Annotated in this window: 16 protein-coding genes; 8 read left to right on the top strand and 8 right to left on the bottom strand. The window is 70.2% G+C overall.

Annotation, left to right across the window (positions count from 1 at the left end; all coding sequences use genetic code 11):
- Positions 1-225: 225 nt before the first annotated feature.
- A complete protein-coding gene (locus OG488_RS29840) occupies positions 226-1,311 on the bottom strand; it encodes a hypothetical protein (protein ID WP_329234228.1) in 1,086 nt (361 codons plus the stop codon).
- Between the two features lie 291 nt (positions 1,312-1,602).
- On the opposite strand from OG488_RS29840, the gene OG488_RS29835 reads away from it, so the two are divergent.
- Both OG488_RS29835 and OG488_RS29830 read left to right on the top strand, forming a co-directional pair.
- Positions 1,603-2,703, top strand: a complete 1,101-nt coding sequence (locus tag OG488_RS29835; protein ID WP_329234225.1) for an LCP family protein — start codon at positions 1,603-1,605, stop codon at positions 2,701-2,703.
- A gap of 17 nt (positions 2,704-2,720) precedes the next feature.
- On the top strand, positions 2,721-3,119 hold the full coding sequence (locus tag OG488_RS29830) for an NTP pyrophosphohydrolase (RefSeq protein WP_329234223.1): 399 nt from the start codon (positions 2,721-2,723) through the stop codon (positions 3,117-3,119).
- 6 nt (positions 3,120-3,125) lie between these two features.
- On the opposite strand, the gene OG488_RS29825 is transcribed toward OG488_RS29830, so the two are convergent.
- The 7 genes from OG488_RS29825 to OG488_RS29795 all read right to left on the bottom strand — a co-directional run bounded on the left by OG488_RS29825 (position 3,126) and on the right by OG488_RS29795 (position 12,446).
- Positions 3,126-4,628, bottom strand: coding sequence for an amino acid permease (locus OG488_RS29825; RefSeq protein ID WP_329234220.1), 1,503 nt, complete (start codon positions 4,626-4,628; stop codon positions 3,126-3,128).
- Between the two features lie 145 nt (positions 4,629-4,773).
- Positions 4,774-6,687: a 1-deoxy-D-xylulose-5-phosphate synthase gene (gene dxs, locus OG488_RS29820; protein WP_329234218.1), complete on the bottom strand. Its 1,914-nt coding sequence runs from the start codon at positions 6,685-6,687 to the stop codon at positions 4,774-4,776.
- 173 nt (positions 6,688-6,860) lie between these two features.
- A complete protein-coding gene (locus OG488_RS29815; RefSeq protein WP_329234216.1) occupies positions 6,861-8,138 on the bottom strand; it encodes a sugar ABC transporter permease in 1,278 nt (425 codons plus the stop codon).
- The gene (locus OG488_RS29810) at positions 8,135-8,923 is read right to left on the bottom strand and encodes an ATP-binding cassette domain-containing protein (RefSeq protein ID WP_329234213.1); all 789 of its coding nucleotides are present in this window, start codon (positions 8,921-8,923) and stop codon (positions 8,135-8,137) included. The genes OG488_RS29815 and OG488_RS29810 overlap by 4 nt, the downstream gene beginning before the upstream one ends.
- 188 nt (positions 8,924-9,111) lie before the next feature.
- Positions 9,112-10,221 (bottom strand): sugar ABC transporter substrate-binding protein, encoded by a 1,110-nt coding sequence (locus tag OG488_RS29805; protein WP_329234210.1) that lies wholly within the window; start codon positions 10,219-10,221, stop codon positions 9,112-9,114.
- A gap of 119 nt (positions 10,222-10,340) precedes the next feature.
- Positions 10,341-11,540: an ROK family transcriptional regulator gene (locus OG488_RS29800; RefSeq protein WP_329234207.1), complete on the bottom strand. Its 1,200-nt coding sequence runs from the start codon at positions 11,538-11,540 to the stop codon at positions 10,341-10,343.
- A 318-nt stretch (positions 11,541-11,858) separates the two neighbouring features.
- Positions 11,859-12,446: a dihydrofolate reductase family protein gene (locus OG488_RS29795; RefSeq protein WP_329234204.1), complete on the bottom strand. Its 588-nt coding sequence runs from the start codon at positions 12,444-12,446 to the stop codon at positions 11,859-11,861.
- A 67-nt stretch (positions 12,447-12,513) separates the two neighbouring features.
- Here OG488_RS29795 and OG488_RS29790 point away from each other — a divergent pair, with 67 nt between their 5' ends.
- The 6 genes from OG488_RS29790 (at position 12,514) to OG488_RS29765 (ending at position 18,741) form a co-directional block, all read left to right on the top strand.
- The gene (locus OG488_RS29790; RefSeq protein ID WP_329234201.1) at positions 12,514-13,089 is read left to right on the top strand and encodes a TetR/AcrR family transcriptional regulator; all 576 of its coding nucleotides are present in this window, start codon (positions 12,514-12,516) and stop codon (positions 13,087-13,089) included.
- Between the two features lie 719 nt (positions 13,090-13,808).
- The gene (locus OG488_RS29785; RefSeq protein ID WP_329234198.1) at positions 13,809-14,471 is read left to right on the top strand and encodes a hydrolase; all 663 of its coding nucleotides are present in this window, start codon (positions 13,809-13,811) and stop codon (positions 14,469-14,471) included.
- A 5-nt stretch (positions 14,472-14,476) separates the two neighbouring features.
- On the top strand, positions 14,477-15,007 hold the full coding sequence (locus OG488_RS29780; protein WP_329234194.1) for a DoxX family membrane protein: 531 nt from the start codon (positions 14,477-14,479) through the stop codon (positions 15,005-15,007).
- Between the two features lie 117 nt (positions 15,008-15,124).
- Positions 15,125-15,712, top strand: a complete 588-nt coding sequence (locus OG488_RS29775; protein WP_329234192.1) for a Dps family protein — start codon at positions 15,125-15,127, stop codon at positions 15,710-15,712.
- A gap of 192 nt (positions 15,713-15,904) precedes the next feature.
- Positions 15,905-16,858, top strand: coding sequence for an alpha/beta hydrolase (locus OG488_RS29770; RefSeq protein ID WP_329234190.1), 954 nt, complete (start codon positions 15,905-15,907; stop codon positions 16,856-16,858).
- Positions 16,855-18,741, top strand: a complete 1,887-nt coding sequence (locus tag OG488_RS29765) for an amidohydrolase (RefSeq protein WP_329234188.1) — start codon at positions 16,855-16,857, stop codon at positions 18,739-18,741. The genes OG488_RS29770 and OG488_RS29765 overlap by 4 nt, the downstream gene beginning before the upstream one ends.
- Positions 18,742-18,752: the final 11 nt, after the last annotated feature.

The raw sequence follows: 18,752 nt of genomic DNA, 5'->3' as shown, positions 1-18,752 counted from the left end.
GCGGCTCAGCTCTCGAACTGTCGCTTCAAACGCAAATCTTAAGTGAACATTAAAGGATGTCAATGTGCAGATTCAGCACAAGATCATGCATTGCTCTCGACAGAAGCGCGTGACACACGCCATACTCCCCGGCGCACAACCATAGATGCCGCCGGTCGATCTGACGGAGAAGGCCTCAAGCGCCGCGACGCGGACGTGAGGCCGGACGTTCCGCCCGTGCGGATGTCAGAGAGCGCACCATTCCGAGAGCGTCAGCCCCGGCCCGTCTGTCTGCCTGGCCACCTTCGGGGTTCCCTGCTCGTCGATGACCGCCACCACGAGCCTGCCGAACGCGTCCTGTGCGAGCGCCGGTGCGGCCAGACATCGCACCCCTGTGTCCGACCACCACACACCGTTGTCCTCCCCCTCGGTGACACCCACCCCCACCACGGCGGTCCCCTCCGCGCCGCGATGGGCCAGCACCGTGCAGTCGTAGCCGTCCAGGAAGGCGCGGGCCGCCCCATGGGCGCCCTCGCCCGGTGCGCCGCCCAGAGCCATGGGCCACCCTCCCGCCCGGTAGGCGACAACTCCACGGCCACCCGGATCGGTCCAGTAGAAAGTGGGCCGGTCGGGCCCGGTCTCCAGGACCGCCAAGGTGTCCTGGGACACCGCGAGACGTGACGGGTACCCGTCCCCCAGCCCTCCGCCGGCCTCCTTCTGGAACCAGTGCAGCGTCCCGTCGGCCGTGGTCGCGAACAACTCGATACGGCCCGAGGAAAGGGCGATGGCGGCGAGGCCCCCCTCGATGCCGGCCACGCCCTTGCGGTCCTCCCAGCCACGCCACTTGCCGTCGCTCTGTTCCCGCCGGAGCGCCAGGCCACCGTCCGCGTTCCGGACGAAGATGTGCACCATTCCCGCGGTCGTCACCACCGCGGCCGGCGGGCCGAGCCTGGCGGCATCGTCGGCACCCTTGTGCGGATTTCCCAGCGAACGCCACTCGGTGACCGGACGCCCCGACTGGTACTGAAGGGCGTGCACGATGTCCACGACGGTCCGACGGTCAGCGGTTCTGCGCTCGCGGCGTCCGACGAAGTGCACGTAGGCGCTGTCGTCCTGCGTGACGGACAGATGGGTGAGACCTGGCATGGGGACGAGCGTGGACCGCCCCCAGTCCGGACTCCCGGGCCGGCTCTCGGTCCAGCGCCTGAGTCCGCCCTCGGCCGACGCGTACGCCGTGAGACGGCCCTCCTTGCCCCGGGTGAGCCAGATGCCCTGCAACGCGCCTGCCCCGGAAGCAACCCTCGGGGTCGCGCGGGCATCCTGTCCGAGCATTTCCGCAGTCACCTTTCCAGGCGTCCGGCGCATCGCGCATGATTTCGAATCTGGCACATACTAGTCCCTCACATGAGAGAATTTTGAGTGCCCGAATGGTGACGGCCCGGTGCTGGTGGGCGGCTTCGCGGGGGGAGCTGTGGCGCGTATGACGCCCCACAGTGTTCGCACGCACGCTCGACGGACTGTCTATAGTGCTACGCACACCGAAGTCGGACCGGCTCCTCCCCCCACCCGAGTCCAACCCGCCCACAGCCCTCCCGGGCCGCGAGACCAAGGGACTCGAACAGGATGAGCAACGACGTCATGCCTCCAGGACGGCGCGCCTCCCGACGGGCGGAAGCTCCGAAGCGGGGCCGGAAGAAGGAACGCAAGCGCCGCCGCGGACTCAGGATCACACTCGGGGTCCTCCTCGTGCTCCTGCTCGCGGGCGGCGGCACGGCGTACTGGATGTACCAGGACCTCGACGGCAACATCAAGGGCGTCGACATCAACAAGGCCCTCGGCGAGGACCGCCCCGAGAAGCTCCCCACCACCGGTCAGAACCTGCTCGTCCTCGGCTCCGACTCGCGCGCCGGGGCGGAGAACAAGGAGCTGGGCGGGGGCGGCGCCGTCAGCGGGGCGCGCTCCGACACCGCACTGGTGGTGCACATACCCGAGGGCCGCACCGAGGCCACGGCGGTGTCCATCCCGCGCGACACCCTGGTGACCCGGCCCGAGTGCGTCAAGGCCGACGGTTCGAAGACGGCGTCCGCGAACCGGGTCATGTTCAACTCCGTCTACTCGCAGATCGGTCCGGCCTGTGTGGTCAAGACCGTGGAGAAGATGTCCGGGGTCCGGATCGACCACTACCTGGAGATCAACTTCGCCGGGTTCAAGGACCTCGTCGACGCGATAGGCGGGGTCACCGTCAAGGTCGAGGAGCCGATCAAGGACGAGGCCTCGGGCCTCGACCTGACCGCCGGCACGCACAGGCTGAACGGCATCGAGTCGCTCGCCTACGTCCGCACCCGCCACGGCGTCGGCGACGGCAGCGACCTCGGCCGCATCGGGCTCCAGCAGCAGTTCCTGCTCGCCCTGCTGACGGAGATCAAGTCGCAGGACCTGCTGGGCAGTCCGACGAGCACCTACAAGATCGCCAACTCCGCGACCAAGTCGCTCACGACCGACGAGGGGCTCGCCTCCCTGACCTCGCTCGCGGAGTTCGCGCGCTCGATGAACGGCGTCGATCCCTCCGCCATGGAGACGATCATGCTGCCCGTCGCCTACGACAAGCAGGACCCCAACCGCGTGGTGGCCTCCGAGCCCCAGGCCGGCGACCTCTGGAAGGCCATCCGGACGGACGGCACGATCCCCGAGTCGGCCAAGAAGTCGCCGGCGACCGGCGGCTGACCTGTCATCCTTCGGGGATGACCGGTGAGAGGGCCCTCGTGATCGTCGACGCCGCCAATGTCGTCGGCTCCGTACCTGATGGATGGTGGCGGGACCGGCGCGGGGCGGCCGAGCGGCTGCGGGACTCACTGGTCCCGTACGCCGCGGAGGGTCTGCCCGGGCAGGCCGGCCCCGTCGAGATCGTGCTGGTCGTGGAGGGCGCCGCGCGCGAGGTCGCGTCCGTCCAGGGCGTACGGGTGGAGGCGGCGCCGGGCAGCGGGGACGACCTGATCGTCGCGCTGGCCGCCGCCGCACGCGGAGCGCGGTCCTGCCTCGTGGTCACGGCCGACCGCGAGCTGCGGCAGCGGGCCGAGGCGCACGGGGCCCGGTGCGCGGGCCCTCGCACGGTACGACCGCTGCCGCCGCGGCGTGACTGACCGGGCTCAGCCGGTCTTCGCCATACGGCTGTTGCGGCGCCCGTACACGAAGTAGATGATCACGCCGAGCACCATCCAGATCCCGAACCGCAGCCACGTCTCGGCCGGCAGGTTCAGCATCAGCCAGACCGAGGCCGCCACCGACACGATCGGGAGCAGCGGCACCCACGGGGTGCGGAAGGCGCGGTGGAGATCGGGCCGGGTGCGGCGCAGGACGATGACGCCGAGGGCCACGACCACGAACGCGAAGAGCGTGCCGATGTTCACCAGGGTCGCCAGCTCGTTGATGCTCGTGAAGCCGGCCACGATCGCGATGATCACGCCGAGCAGGATCGTCGGACGGTACGGGGTCCCGAAGCGCGGGTGCGTCACCGAGAAGAACCTCGGGAGCAGCCCGTCACGGCTCATCGCGAAGAACACCCGGGTCTGGCCGAGCAGCAGGATCATGCAGACCGTGGTGAGCCCGACCGCCGCGCCGAAGCTGATGACGCCCGCGTAGAAGGGGTGCCCGACGGCCTTGAAGGCGTCGGCGAGCGGGGCGCTGACGGAGAGTTCGGAGTAGTTCTGCATGCCGGTGACGACGATCGACACGGCGACGTAGAGCAGGGTGCAGATGACGAGGGAGGCGAGGATCCCCCTCGGCATGTCCCGCTGCGGGAGCTTGGTCTCCTCGGCCGCGGTGGCCACGACGTCGAAGCCGATGAAGGCGAAGAAGACGATGGACGCCGCGGTGAAGATGCCCATGACGCCGAAGTTCGTCGGCTCGTAGCCGAAGATCAGCTGGACCAGCGGCGCGTCCAGGCCGGATCCGCCGGCCTGCTTCTCCGCTTCGGGGATGAAGGGCGAGTAGTTGGCCGACTTGATGAAGAAGGCGCCGGCGATGATCACGATGGCCACGACCGCGAGCTTGATGGCGACGACGACCGTGGTCACCCGGGCGGACAGCTTCATCCCGAGGACGAGGATCACCGTCAGGATCAGCACGAGGGCGAACGCCAGGATGTCGAAGCCGAATCCGCTCGCCACATCGGGACCGGAGAGGATCTCGGGCATCGTCCAGCCGATGTTGTCCATGAGTGAACGCACGTAGCCGGACCAGCCGACGGCGACCACCGCGGTGCCCAGCGCGAATTCCAGCACCAGGTCCCAGCCGATGATCCAGGCGACCAGCTCGCCCAGCGAGGCGTACGAGAAGGTGTACGCCGATCCGGCCACCGGCACGGTGGAGGCGAACTCGGCGTAGCAGAGTGCGGCCAGGGCACAGACGATGCCCGCCGCGACGAAGGCGAGGGCCGTGGCGGGGCCCGCCGTCTCCTTGGCGACCTTGCCCGTGAGGACGAAGATCCCGGTGCCGATGATGACACCCACGCCGAACACCGTGAGGTCCAGCGCGGAGAGCGATTTCTTGAGCGCGTGCTCCGGTTCTTCGGTATCACGGATGGACTGTTCGACCGTCTTGGTCCGGAACAGTCCCTTTCCGCTGGGGGGCGTGTCCTGCTGCGTGCTCACCGGCGTACCTCCACGCACTCGTCGTGCACGCCATGATTCGGAACGGGCCGCCCCGGCACGCCCCGCCCGGCCCGATTTCACGCGAATGGGCCGGTCGGACCACCCGAGTGGGGTGACCGGCCGGCCCATGGGACACGCGCGTGGATCAGTCGCGGACGGGCTCCGCGGTGCGGCTCTCGTACCGGCCGTCCAGCTTGGCGACCAGGCCGGTGACCTGCCGGGCGATGTCCGGTGCGGTCAGCCCGATCTCGGCCAGGACCTCGCCGCGCGAGGCGTGGTCCAGGAAGACCGGCGGGATGCCGAAGTCGCGCAGCGGTACGTCGACGCCGGCGTCGCGCAGCGCCTGGGCGACGGCGGAGCCGACACCGCCGGCCCTGCTGTTGTCCTCGACGGTGACGACGACCCGGTGCTCCGCGGCGAGCGGGGCGAGCGCCTCGTCGACCGGCTTGACCCAGCGCGGGTCGACCACGGTGGTGGAGATGCCCTGGGCGTCGAGCAGGGCGGCGATCTCCAGGCACATCGGGGCCAGGGCGCCGACGGAGACCAGGAGGACGTCCGGGGCGTCCGTGCCCGCCGCACGCAGGATGTCCATGCCGCCGGCCGTCCCGACGGCCTTGACCGCGGGGCCGACCGCGCCCTTGGAGAAGCGCACGACGGTGGGCGCGTCGTCCACGGCGACGGCCTCGCGCAGCTGGGCGCGGACCTGGTCGGCGTCGCGCGGGGCGGCGATGCGCAGGGTCGGCACGCACTGGAGGATCGACATGTCCCACATGCCGTTGTGCGAGGCGCCGTCCGTGCCGGTGACGCCGGCCCGGTCCAGGACGAAGGTCACTCCGCACCTGTGCAGGGCGACGTCCATCAGGACCTGGTCGAACGCGCGGTTCAGGAAGGTCGCGTAGACCGCGAAGACGGGGTGCAGCCCGCCGGTGGCCAGACCGGCCGCGGAGACCGCGCCGTGCTGCTCGGCGATCCCGACGTCGTAGATCCGGTCCGGGAACGCCTCCTCGAACTTCCCGAGGCCCACGGGCTGGAGCATGGCCGCCGTGATGGCGACGATGTCCTCGCGCTCGTGGCCGAGCTTGACCATCTCCTCGCCGAAGACCGAGGTCCAGTCGAGGCCGGAGGTGGAGATGGGCAGGCCGGTGTCCGGGTGGATCTTGCCGACCGCGTGGAAGCGGTCCGCCTCGTCCTGGAGGGCGGGGGTGTAGCCGCGGCCCTTCTCGGTGAGGCAGTGCACGATGACCGGGCCGCCGAAGCGCTTGGCCCGCTGGAGCGCGGACTCCAGGGCCTCGATGTCGTGGCCGTCGATGGGGCCGACGTACTTGAGACCGAGGTCCTCGAACATGCCCTGCGGGGCGATGAAGTCCTTGAGGCCCTTCTTGGCGCCGTGCAGGGTCTCGTACAGCGGCCTGCCGACGACGGGCGTGCGCTCCAGGAGGTCCTTGCCACGGGCCAGGAACCGCTCGTACCCGTCGGTGGTGCGGAGGGTGGCGAGGTGGTTCGCGAGGCCGCCGATGGTCGGGGCGTAGGAGCGCTCGTTGTCGTTGACGACGATGACGAGGGGGCGGTCCTTGGCGGCGGCGATGTTGTTCAGCGCCTCCCAGGCCATACCGCCCGTGAGCGCGCCGTCACCGATCACGGCGACGACGTGGTCGTCCTTCTTCAGGACCTCGTTGGCCTTGGCGAGGCCGTCGGCCCAGCCGAGCACCGTCGAGGCGTGCGAGTTCTCGATGACGTCGTGCTCGGACTCGGCGCGGGACGGGTACCCGGAGAGGCCGCCCTTGCTCTTGAGCTTCGAGAAGTCCTGCCGGCCGGTGAGCAGCTTGTGCACGTAGCTCTGGTGGCCCGTGTCGAAGAGGACCTTGTCCTGCGGGGACTCGAAGACCCGGTGCAGGGCGATGGTCAGCTCGACCACGCCGAGGTTCGGGCCGAGGTGGCCGCCGGTCTTGGACACCTCCTCGACGAGGAAGGTACGGATCTCCCCGGCGAGCTGGTCGAGCTGCTCGAGGCCGAGCCGGTCCAGGTCACGCGGTCCCTTGATGCGGGTCAGCAGGTCCACCCGTGCCTCCTTGCTTGTGAGCTGGTCGAGCGTGTCGATCCGATGAGTCTAATGTTCCGCCGGCGGCCCCGGTCATCGGGCGGCGCATTCCGCCGCGCCGCGCCGGGGCGCGGCGGACGTGCGAGTGCCCGGCATCGCGGACGATGCCGGGCACCTCTGTGCAGGTACGACGGTCAGGCGCGGCCTGCGGTCTTCTGCGTCTTGCGGGTGATGGAGTCGATGACGACCGTGATGAGAAGAACAGCGCCGGTGATCATGTAGTTGATCGGTGTGGCGATGCCCTCCAGGGCCAGGCCGTACTGGATCGAGACGATCACCATGACACCGAGCAGCGCGTTCCAGGTCCGGCCCCGGCCACCGAAGAGGCTGGTGCCGCCGATGACGGCCGCGGCGATGACGTTCATCAGGAGGTCGCCGCCGCCGGAGCCCTGGTTGGCCGCCGCGATCTTGGAGGCCCAGAAGAGGCCGCCGACCGCCGCGAAGGTGCCGGCGATGGCGAAGACCGAGATGCGGATGGCGGTGACGTTGATGCCCGCACGGCGGGACGCCTCGACGCTGCCGCCGAGCGCGAAGATCTTCCGGCCGTACGAGGTGCGGCGCAGGACGAAGTCCGTACCGACGAGGACGACGAGGAAGAGGACCAGGGCCAGCGGGAGGCCGCGGTACTGGTTGAACATGAACGCCGCGCCGAAGCCGAACACCGCGAGGACCACGGTGCGCACCACGATGTCGACGATCGGCCGCGACGGGACGCCCGCGGCCTCACGGCGGCGGGTGTCGAGGAACGCGGAGAGGAAGTACCCGATCACCGCGACGGCCGCGAGGCCGTAGGCGGCCGCGACGTCCGAGAAGTAGTACGTGGTCAGGCTGCCGACGACGCCGTCGCTGTCCAGGTTGATCGTGCCCGTGTCGCCGAGCAGCTGGAGCATGAAGCCCAGCCAGAACAGGAGGCCGGCGAGGGTCACGGCGAACGCCGGGGCGCCGATCCGTGCGAAGAAGAAGCCGTGGACGGCTCCGATGACCGCGCCGCTGACGATCGCGACGAGGACGGCGAGCCACTCGTTCATGCCGTGCGTGACGCTGAGCACGGCGACGACGGCACCGGCGACACCGCTGACCGAGCCGACCGAGAGGTCGATCTCGCCGAGCAGCAGCACGAAGATGATGCCGACGGCCATCATGCCGGTGGCCACCATCGTCACGGCGATGTCGCTGACGTTCTTCGCGGAGAGGAACTCGGAGTTCAGGCTCTGGAAGACCACGCAGATGATGATCAGGCCGATGATCACCGGGATCGAGCCCAGGTCACCGCCGCGCATCTTGCGCTTGAACTCGGTGATGTAGCCGCCGAAGCCCTGCTCGCGCACGAGGAGGCGGGGGTCGACCACGGTGTCGGCGCCCTTGGCGGCCTCCGGGTTGACCACTGCGGTGGACGTCTTGTCGGTTGTCACTTCTGGGCCTCCGCGTTGCGCGCCGCACGACGGGTCACGGCGTTCTCCGTGGCACCCGTGATGGCGGAGATGATCTGTTCCTGCGAGGTGGTCTTCACGTCGAAGACCCCGTTGTTCCGGCCCAGCCGGAGCACCGCGACCTTGTCGGCGACGGCCTTCACATCGGCCATGTTGTGGCTGATGAGGATGACCGCGTGGCCCCGCTCGCGCAGCCGCTCGACGAGGTCGAGGACCTGGGCGGTCTGCTCGACGCCGAGCGCGGCGGTGGGCTCGTCGAGGATGACGAGCTTGGGCTCGCCCAGCATCGAACGCGCGATGGCGACGGTCTGGCGCTGACCGCCGGAGAGCGACGCGATCGGTATGCGGACGCTGGGGATGCGGATCGACAGCGTGCTCAGGAGCTCGCGGGAGCGCCGCTCCATCTCGACCTCGTCGAGGATCCCGAACTTGCGGAGCTCCCTGCCGAGGTAGAGGTTGCCGACGACGTCGATGTTGTCGCAGAGCGCGAGGTCCTGGTAGACGGTCGCGATCCCCAGGTTCTGGGCATCGTGCGGCTTGTTGATCTGGACCGGGCGGCCGTCCCACTCGATGACTCCGTCATCGATGGGGTGCACCCCGGCGATCGTCTTGACCAGCGTTGATTTACCGGCGCCGTTGTCACCCACCAGGGCGACCACCTCACCGGCGTGGACCTCGAGCTCTACGTCGGTGAGCGCCTGGACGGCACCGAATCGCTTCGAGACCCCTCGCAACGCCAACACGGGCGTAGCGGACACGTGAACCATCTCCTTCGCCGCCTGACCCGGCGGGGATACCGCACCTGGGGGGAGGTGCGGTGGTTGAGCAGAAGTGAGAAACAGCAGAAGCGTTCCGTCCGACGCCCGGCCCGGTAGCGGGACAGTTGGTGGGCCGGGCGCCGGACAGGCTTCGGGGCCCGCCCGGCCGCCCCGTGGGGCCGGCCGGGCGGAGGGGCCTACTGCAGGCCCGCGGAGGTGCAGGCGGCCTTGTACTTGGCCGTGCAGATCTCGTCGAGCGTGTAGATCCCGTCCTTGATGACGGTGTCCTTGATGTTGTCCTTGGTCAGCGAGACGACCGGGACGAGGACGGTGGCGATGCCCTTCGTGCCGGCGTTGTCGACCTTGGACGTGGCGATGGTGTCGAGCTTCTCGCCCTTGGCGAGCGCGACGGCCATCTCCGCGGCGACGATGCCCTCCTGCGGGTACGACTTGTAGACGCTCATGAACTGCTCACCGGTGAGGATGCGCTGCACACCGGCGAGTTCGGCGTCCTGGCCGGTGACCGGCGGGAGCTTGGAGAGACCGGCCGACTTGAGGGCCTGGATGATGCCGCCCGCCATGCCGTCGTTGGCGGAGTAGACGCCGGCGATCTTGTCCTTGCCGAGCGCCGTGATCGCGCCCTCCATGTTGGAGTTGGCGTTCTCCGGCTTCCACTCCTTGGTGTCGTACTCCTTGCCGTACGTGACCTTGCCGTCGAGGACCGACTTGGCGCCCTGCTTGAAGAGCTTGGCGTTCGGGTCGGTGATCGAGCCGTTCATCATCACGATGGTGGGCTTGGCGGCGTCGCCCAGGGCCTCCAGCAGGGCCTTGCCCTGCACGCGGCCGACCTCTTCGTTGTCGAAGGAGGTGTAGGCGTCGATCGGGCCCTCGGCGAGGCGGTCGAAGGCGACGACCGGGATGCCCTGGTCCTTGGCCTTCTTGACGCTGTTCTCGATGGCCTTGGCGTCGACGGCGTCGACGATGAGCGCGTCGACCTTGTTCGTGATCATCGAGTCGACCTGCTGCGCCTGCAGCGTGGCATCCTGGCGGGCGTTGGCGTAGACGACCTCCGCCTTGCCGCCGGTCAGCTCGCTGACCTTCTTCTCGATGATCGGCTTGTCGAACTTCTCGTAACGAGCCGTGACGTTCTCGGGAAGGAGCAGACCGATCTTGAGGGCGTCGCCCTTCTTGCCCGAGTCGGTGCTGGCCTTGTCGCCGGACTCCTTGGCGCTTCCGCACGCTGCGAGCGAGACGGCCATGGTGGTGGCGGCAACGGCAACGGCGGCACGACGCATACGCGTGTTCATTTCGAACCTCCCTGACGAGGCCGCGACGTTGCGGCCGAGGTGGCTCGAAGTCAACTCGGCCGCTTCGTCAGCGTCAAGGAGTAAATCCTTAACGAGATGACAACGGTGCCATTCGTTATCTAAGTGAAGGCAGGCGTCGCGGCAGGGAGGGTGCTCTCCAAAAGGGTTGAATCCCCCATCTCGCTGAGCACGAGGGCCAGCGCGCCCAGCACCTCGGCCCGTCCGCCGAGCGCCCCGGGAAGCACGGAGAGCTGTCGTGCGGCGCTGGGAATGGCGTAGCGCGAGACCGAGTCGCGGATGGGCGCGAGCACCAACTCCCCCGCCTCCGCGAGGGATCCCCCGAGCACGACCCGGCTCGGGTTGAGCAGGTTGCACAGGTTCGCCACACCGCTGCCGATGTGCCGGCCGACGTCCCCGATGACTCTGCGGCAGCCTGGATCGCCCTCACGGGCCAGCTGGACCATCCGCTCCATGGTGAGATCCGGTCCGTGGCTGGGCTTCAGCAGCGGCAGGACGTACCGGGCCGCGGTGAAGGTCTCCAGGCAGCCGCGGTTGCCGCAGCGGCAGACGGGGCCGGACTCGTCGAGGGTGATGTGGCCGATCTCGCCGGCCGTGCCGCCGGGCCCCCGGTAGATGGTCCCGTCGATCACCAGACCTGCGCCGACACCGCTGGCGACCTTGATGTACGCGAGGTCCCTGACGCCCCTCCCGCTGCCCCAGACGAGCTCTCCGAGCGCCCCGAGGTTGGCATCGTTGTCGACGTAGACGGGCACCCCGAGACGCCCGGCGAGCTCCTGGCTGGGATTGATGCCCGTCCAGCCCGGCAGGATCGAGGTGGAGCCCAGCGTGCCGGATTCGACGTCGATCGGGCCCGGTACACCGAGGCCCACGCCGATCACCTTCTCGGGACTGATCCCGGTGGTCTCGATCAGGCGGTTGACCAGCTGTTCCGCCCGGCCGAAGCCCTGCGCGGAGGAGGCGTCCACATCGAGTGGCTCGGACTCCTCGGCCAGCACCTGGTGGGCCAGGTTGCCGACGGCCACCCGGAGGTGCGTGTGCCCGAAGTCCACACCGATGACGATGCCCGCGTCCCCGCTCAGGGAGACGCTCCTGGCACGGCGCCCACCCGCCGAGGTGGGGGTCACCTCGACCGTGCCGCCCTCCTTGAGCTCACGGACGATGTTGGAGACGGTGGCTGCGGAGAGCCCGGTGCTTCTGGCGATCTCGGCCTGGGTCAGGGAGCCCGCCATCCTTACGGCACGTACGACCCGCTCGAGGTTGGCCCTATGCAGAGATGTCTGCGACCCGGGAGTCTCCATCGACTCACTCACTCCTGCCGTTTTCTCTAACATGTGAACCCTAAGCTGAGCGTTTTGGGGTGCCCCCCGTCAAGACCTTGAGCAGTCGGAGCCTCCGATGAGCACCGGGCCTCCATATCCGGACAGCGGCAAAAGCCCAGGAAACGGCGCGAACCGCCGACCGACCGGGGCCGGGAGGCGGTTCAGGCCACAGCGGGGCCTGTTCACTCCTGGTGACAGTTGTTGTCCGGGTGAAGGCAAGAGCAGCGGGGGCCGGGCCGAGCGCCGCCCCGTGGACGCCCCGGTGCCGCCCCCAGGGCGGGGCGGCACACCTGCTCGTCAGCGCCGGGTGAACCAGGTGACGGCCACGTCGTTGTCGAACGAGGTGCGCTCGGTGACCTCGAAGAGCGTGGGGTCGAACGCTCCGTTGAACGCCGGGATCCCGGATCCCGCGACGACCGGATAGCTCTTGATGATCAGCTCGTCGATCTCGGGCAGCAGCGCGCCGGCGAGAAGACCGCCGCCGCAGAGCCAGATGTCCTGACCCTCCTCCTTCTTGAGTTCGCGCACCAGCGCGAGCGGGTCCCCGGGGACCACGGTGACGGCCGGGTCGGTGTCCGGCGCCAGCGTCGTCGACACGACGTACTGGCGCAGGTGGGCGTAAGGGCTGGTGAAACCCGCGTCCAGGCCGGGACGGTACGAGCCGAGTCCCATCAGCACGGTGTCGAACCGCAGGTTGGGCGCGTCCGTGAGGCCCACTCCCGCCCGGGCGAAGGTGGGGACGGTCTCGGGATAGCGGGTGTTCATCGACTTCATGTAGGCAGCCGCCTGGGCCTCGTCCCCCTGGGGATAGAAGTCGAACTCTCCCCCCGGGCCGGCGATGTAGCCGTCGATGGTGACCGCGACGTAGTACACGAGCTTTCGCAAGGGCGATCCATTCATAGTACTGTGGTTGAAGTGGTTAGACCGTAGTACTACAGATGGAGTGGTGTCAATGGTGCGCAGGAACGACGCGCGACGGGCCTCCCTCGTCGACGCCTCGATCGAGGTGCTGGCCAGGGAGGGGGCCCGCGGGCTGACCTTCAGGGCGGTGGACGCCGAGGCCGCCGTGCCCACGGGCACGGCTTCCAACTACTTCGCCAACCGTGACGACCTGCTCACCCAGGCGGCCGCACGGGTCTACGAACGGCTCCAGCCCGACGAGGCGACGGTCGAACGCCAGCGGTCCGCCCCGAGGGACCGCGAGACCTACACGGTGCTCATGCGGGAACTGATCGGCCGGATCAGCGCCTTCCGCACCGGCTACCTGGCCCTGCTCGAACTGCGCCTCGAATCCACCCGGCGCCCGGCGCTGCGGGCCGTGCTGACCGAGCAGGTGCGCGCGGACGTCGAGGCCAACGTGGCCTACCACGAGGCCTCGGGACTGCCGGGCGACGCCACCGCGGTCCGCCTGCTCATCCTGACGTTCAACTGGCTCATCGTCGAGCAGCTCACGCTGCCGGACGTGTTCTCCGAGGCCGAGCGCGACCGGCTGGTCGAAGCGGCGGTCGACCGCATCGTGACGGGGTGACGCGCCGGGCTTCCCCACTCACGCGGCGTACGGCCCCCAGCGGCCGGGTCCGGACCGTGTGCGGCGTCCTCGGTCCCGCCCGGCCGGTCCGGTGAGCTGTACGGCCTGCCGCTCCGTCGCCGTGCGAAGAACGCGCGGCTCCGTCGCCGTGCGAAGAACGCGCCACTGCACCGGGGAACGGCCGTGGACGGCACGGAACGTACGGCTGAGGTGGGCCGCGTCGACGGACCCTCGCCGCCCGGCGATGGAGGACACCGTCGAGGCGACGGGCTGCCGCGCGCCGGCTCCCGTGCGCACCGGTCCAGCCTCCGCTGCCTGATGAAACGGGCCACCGTGATGCCCTCGGCCCCGAAGAGCCGGTGCAGGTAGCACACGGAGATGTGGTGCGCCCGCGCCACGGTGCCCGGTGACAGACCGGGGTCGGCGAGGTGGTCGTCGATGTGGGCCCGGATCCGCGCGAGCAGGTGCGCGCGCCCCGTCGAGTCGTGGGTGCCCCGCAGGTCCACGAGCAGCTGTCCGTCCGGGAACCCGTCGGCCGCACCACTCGCCGCGTGCGGCGCCGGCGTCGCGAACGAAGGAGTTCACCGGTAGTGCGCTGTCGTGCAGCGGCTGTGCGCGGGAAGTCAAAACGGCCTGTCTCCCCGGCCGTAGCTTCAGTCCCTGACCGGCCGCGCCCTGCGGCCGGCGCCCACCCCTGACTGTTCCGAGAGGACACCCCCGTGTTCGACATCACCCAGGTGCAGGCTGCTCCGAGCGGAGACCTGCTCACGCCCGAGAACTCGGTCATGCTCTTCGTGGACCACCAGCCGCAGATGTTCTTCGGTGCCGGGAGCGGCGACCGCGCGGCGGTCATCAACAGCACGGTCGGGCTCGCGAAGGCGGCCCGGGCGTTCGAGGTGCCGGCCGTCCTGACCACGGTCGCCGCCGAGTCCTTCTCCGGGCCGCTGCTGCCGCAGCTCGCCGAGGTCTTCCCCGAGGCGGACGTCATCGACCGCACCTCCATGAACGCGTGGGAGGACGAGGCGCTCGTGGCGGCGGTCAGGGCGACGGGACGCAGGAAGATCATCCTGGCGGGCCTGTGGACCGAGGTCTGCCTCGTCCTGCCGGCGCTGTCCGCGCTGGAGCAGGGCTACGAGGTCTACGTGGTCTCCGACGCCTCCGCCGGGGTCAGTCCGGCCGCGCACGAGCACGCCCTGCAGCGGATGCTGGCCGCCGGCGCCGTGCCCGTGACCTGGGTGCAGGTGCTTCTGGAGCTCCAGCGCGACTGGGCGCGCCAGGAGACCTACGGCGCCGTGATGGAGATCGTCAAGGAGCACGCCGGAGCGTACGGGCTGGGCGTCGTGTACGCGCAGGCCGTCATCGGCGCCCACGCGGCCGGCTGACGTCCTTGGACACCGGCATCCTGGTCCTGCGTCTGCTGGTGGGCCTGCTCGTCGCCGCGCACGGCGTCCAGAAGATCAGCTCGCACCTCGGCGGCAACGGACTCGACGGAGGGGCCGAGGAGTTCCGCGCCGACGGATTCCGCGGCGGGGTCCTGACCGCCCTCGCGGCAGGAGGCGGCCAGATCGGATCGGGCCTCCTGCTGGCCTCCGGGCTCCTCACCCCGCTCGCCGCCGCCGGGACGATCGGGGTCATGACCGTCGCCCTCACCGTGAAACGGCACAACGGCCTGTGGGTGCAGAACGACGGGTACGAGTACCCCCTCGTCCTGATCGTCACCGCCGCCGCCCTGTCCGCGACCGGCCCCGGGACATGGTCGCTCGACGCCCCGCTCGGCCTGGCGACGTATCCGCTCTGGTGGGCGGCGCCGGTCCTCGCGGTGGGCGTCGGCAGCGGGCTGCTCGCCCGGCTGGTCCTGCACCGCGGCCCGGCGACGGAGCCCGCCGCCCCAGCGACGGAGCCCGCCTTCCGGCGCTGAGCGCCGGACGCACGCCGCGGGCCCGGTCCGTCCGCGTACACCCCTTTCCACGCGGACACCCGGGCCCGCCACACCCCCGGGCCGGCCGCCCGGCCGGTCCATGATCAGGAGCACTCGATGCAGACCGCCCCCGCCCCCACGCTCCCGCACGACACCGGCCAGCCTCTGCTGCATCAGACGGGCGCGGAGACCCAGCCTTTCGGAACCCTCAAGCAGCTTCCGGTCGGGCTCGGCCACGACACCCGGATGTACGCCTGTCAGCGGCTGAACCGCGTGCTCGCCGACACACAGATCCTGTACTCGCTCTATAAGAAGCACCACTGGCTCATGCGCGGAGCCACCTTCTACTCACTCCACCTGATGCTGGACAAGCACGCCGACGAGCAGCTGGCCCTCGTGGACGCGCTCGCCGAGCGGGTCCAGAGCCTCGGCGGGGTCGCTGTCGGAGATCCACGCCACGTCGCGGAGCTGACCTCCGTACCCCGGCCGCCCGACGGCGTCGAGAAGGTGCCCGTCATGCTCTCGCGTCTCCTCGACGCGCACGAGCGGATCCTGATCGACGCCCGGGACGCCGCGGCCCGGCTGTCGGCCGAGGGCGACGAAGGCAGCAACGACCTGCTCGTCTCCCAGATCGTCCGCACCGGTGAGGCACAGGTCTGGTTCCTGGCCGAACACCTCGTCGACACACCCCTGGTGCGCGTCTGACGGACGCGACACCCGTCCCGGCGCCGATGCGGCCCGCACGGTCCGATCCTGACCCACGCCGCCGATGTCGACGCCGCGCCGCTCGCCGGCCTCAGCTGAGCGGACCGGCGTCGCCTGAGTGGACCGGCCTCGCCGCCTTCCCACCCGTTGTTCCCCCTGTTCCCCGTGTTCCCTCCGAAGGAGAGCCCCGCCATGTCCGACCACCCGGTACTCGAGCCCGCCGCCCAGGCCTTCGCCGATGCCACGGCCCGGCCGCCGTACCTCTTCCAGATCCCCGTGGCGGACGGCCGCAAGGCCGTGGACGACGTCCAGAGCGACGAGGGTGTCGACCTGCCCGCCGTCGACGAGGAGTGGATCACCGTCGACGGGGGCCCCGCCGGGGACGTCCGCGCCCGGCTGGTCCGCCCCCGCGGTGTCACGGGCCCCCTCCCCGTCATCCTCTACCTCCACGGCGCGGGCTGGGTGTTCGGCAACGCCCACACCCACGACCGGCTCGTACGCGAGCTCACGGTCGCCACCGGAGCGGCCGTGGTCTTCCCCGAGTACGACCTCTCGCCCGAGGCCCGCTACCCCGTCGCCATCGAGCAGAACTACGGCGTGGCCCGGTGGATCACCCGGGAGGGGCACCTCAAGGGCCTCGACGGAGGCCGGATCGCCGTAGCCGGCGACTCGGTCGGCGGGAACATGACTGCCGCCCTCACCCTGATGGCCAAGGAGCGCGGCGACGTCAGCTTCGCCCACCAGGTCCTCTTCTACCCGGTCACCGACGCCTCCTTCGACACCGAGTCGTACGAGCGGTTCGCCGAGGGCTACTTCCTGCGCCGCGACGCCATGCGCTGGTTCTGGGACCAGTACACGACCGACGGGACCGAGCGGGCGCGGATCACCGCCTCACCGCTGCGCGCCTCCCTCGACGAACTGGCCGGCCTGCCGCCCGCCCTGGTGATCACCGCCGAGGCCGACGTCCTGCGCGACGAGGGCGAGGCCTACGCGGCGAAGCTCCGGGCGGCGGGAGTCCCGGTGACCGCCCTGCGCGTCGAGGGGACCATCCACGACTTCGTCATGCTGAACGCGCTGCGCGGGACCCGGGCGGCGGAGCTCGCCATCGGTCTCGCCGCCGACACCCTGTGCAAGGCCCTGGCATGACCGGCACGACGAGCATGCCCGTCGCCGGCGTACTCCCCGCCGAGCATGCGGAACACCCGCCGGCGGACCTCCTGGTCCGTAACGCGAAGGTGTTCACCGGCGACCCCGCGCGCCCCGAGGCCCGGGCCGTCGCCCTGCGCGACGGCAGGGTGGTGGGCGTCGGCGACGACCACGACCTCGCCGCGCTCGTGGGCCCTGCGACCGAGGTCGTCGACGCGCTCGGCCGACGTGTGATCCCCGGGCTCAACGACTCGCACCTGCACGTCATCAGGGGTGGCCTGAACTACGTCCTCGAACTGCGCTGGGACGGCGTACGCAGTCTCCGCCAGGCCCTGGCCATGCTGCGGGAGCAGGCCGGCCGCACACCGACGGGGCAGTGGATCCGCGTCGTGGGCGGCTGGACCGCCGAGCAGTTCACCGAACGCCGGATGCCGACCGTGGCGGAGCTGAACGCCGCCGCACCCGACACACCCGTCTTCGTCCTGCACCTCTACCAGTCCGCGCTGATGAACAGGGCCGCCGTACGGGCCGCGGGGTTCACCCGTGAGACCCCGGACCCTCGCGGCGGGCAGATCGTGCGGGGGCGGGACGGCCAACCCAACGGGGTGCTGCTGGCGGCGCCGAGCGCCCTCGTCCTGTACTCCACCCTGGCCAAGGCGCCGGCCCTGGACGACGCCGACAAGCGGACATCGACCCTGCACTTCCTGCGCGAGCTCAACCGCTTCGGTCTGACCTCGGCCGTGGACGCCGCCGGCGGCTTCCAGAACTTCCCCGACCACTACGCCACCGTCATCGACCTGGCCAGGTCGGGGGAACTGTCGCTGCGGATCGCCTACCACCTGTTCCCGCAGACCGCCGGGCAGGAGATCGCCGACCTGAGACGCTGGACCGCGACGGTCCGTCCCGAGGACGGGGACGAGTGGCTCCGCCTCAACGGCGCGGGCGAGAACCTGGTCTGGGCCGCGGCCGACTTCGAGAACTTCTCCGAGCCCCGCCCGGAACTCGCCGAGGGGTACGAGGCGGAGTTCGAGCAGGCGGTACGGCTGCTGATGGAGAACGGCTGGGGCTTCCGGCTCCACGCCACCTACGACGAGACCATCGGCCGCGACCTGGCCGTCTTCGAGAAGCTCGCGGCCGAGGGACTCTTCCCCGACGGCAACCGCTGGCTCTTCGACCACGCGGAGACGGTCTCGGCGCACAGCCTGGACCGGATCGCGGCGCTGGGCGGCGCCGTGTCCGTACAGAACCGCATGTCCTTCCAGGGCTCGGCGTTCCTCGACCGCTACGGGCCCGAGGCCGCCTCCCACGCCCCGCCGGTGCGGGCCATGCTCGACCGGGGACTGACCGTAGCCGCCGGAACCGACGCCACACGTGTGTCCTCGTACAACCCGTGGGTCGCGCTCCACTGGCTGGTGAGCGGCCGCACCGTCGGCGGCACGGCGCTGCGGCCCGCCGGGGAGCTGATCGACCGGGAGACCGCCCTGGGCCTCTACACCCGGGGTGGTGCCCGGCTGACGGGCGAGCAGGACGTCAAGGGCATCCTGCGGGAGGGCTTCTACGGTGACCTCGCGATCCTGTCGCACGACTTCCTGACCGTGCCCGAGGCCGCCATCCCCTCCATCGAATCCGTGCTCACCGTCGTCGGCGGACGGATCGTCCACGCGAGCGCGGAGTACGAGGGGCTCGACGAAGCCGTCCCGCCGGTCAGCCCCGCGTGGAGCCCGGTGGCCCACTTCGGCGGATACGCCTCCACCGGAGCGCGCCAGGCCCTGCTCATGGCCGGGGCCGTGGCCGAGTCGGAGGACCACCGCCTGTGGCGCGCCACCCGTGGCGACACGCCCCCTGTCCCCCCGCCCTTCGTCGACCCCTGCTTCGCACACTGACCCGAGGGAAC

The organism is Streptomyces sp. NBC_01460, from assembly GCF_036227405.1.
GTDB lineage: Bacteria > Actinomycetota > Actinomycetes > Streptomycetales > Streptomycetaceae > Streptomyces.
Note: the sequence above shows the minus strand (reverse complement) of the source record. Positions and strands in the feature narration are given on the sequence as shown.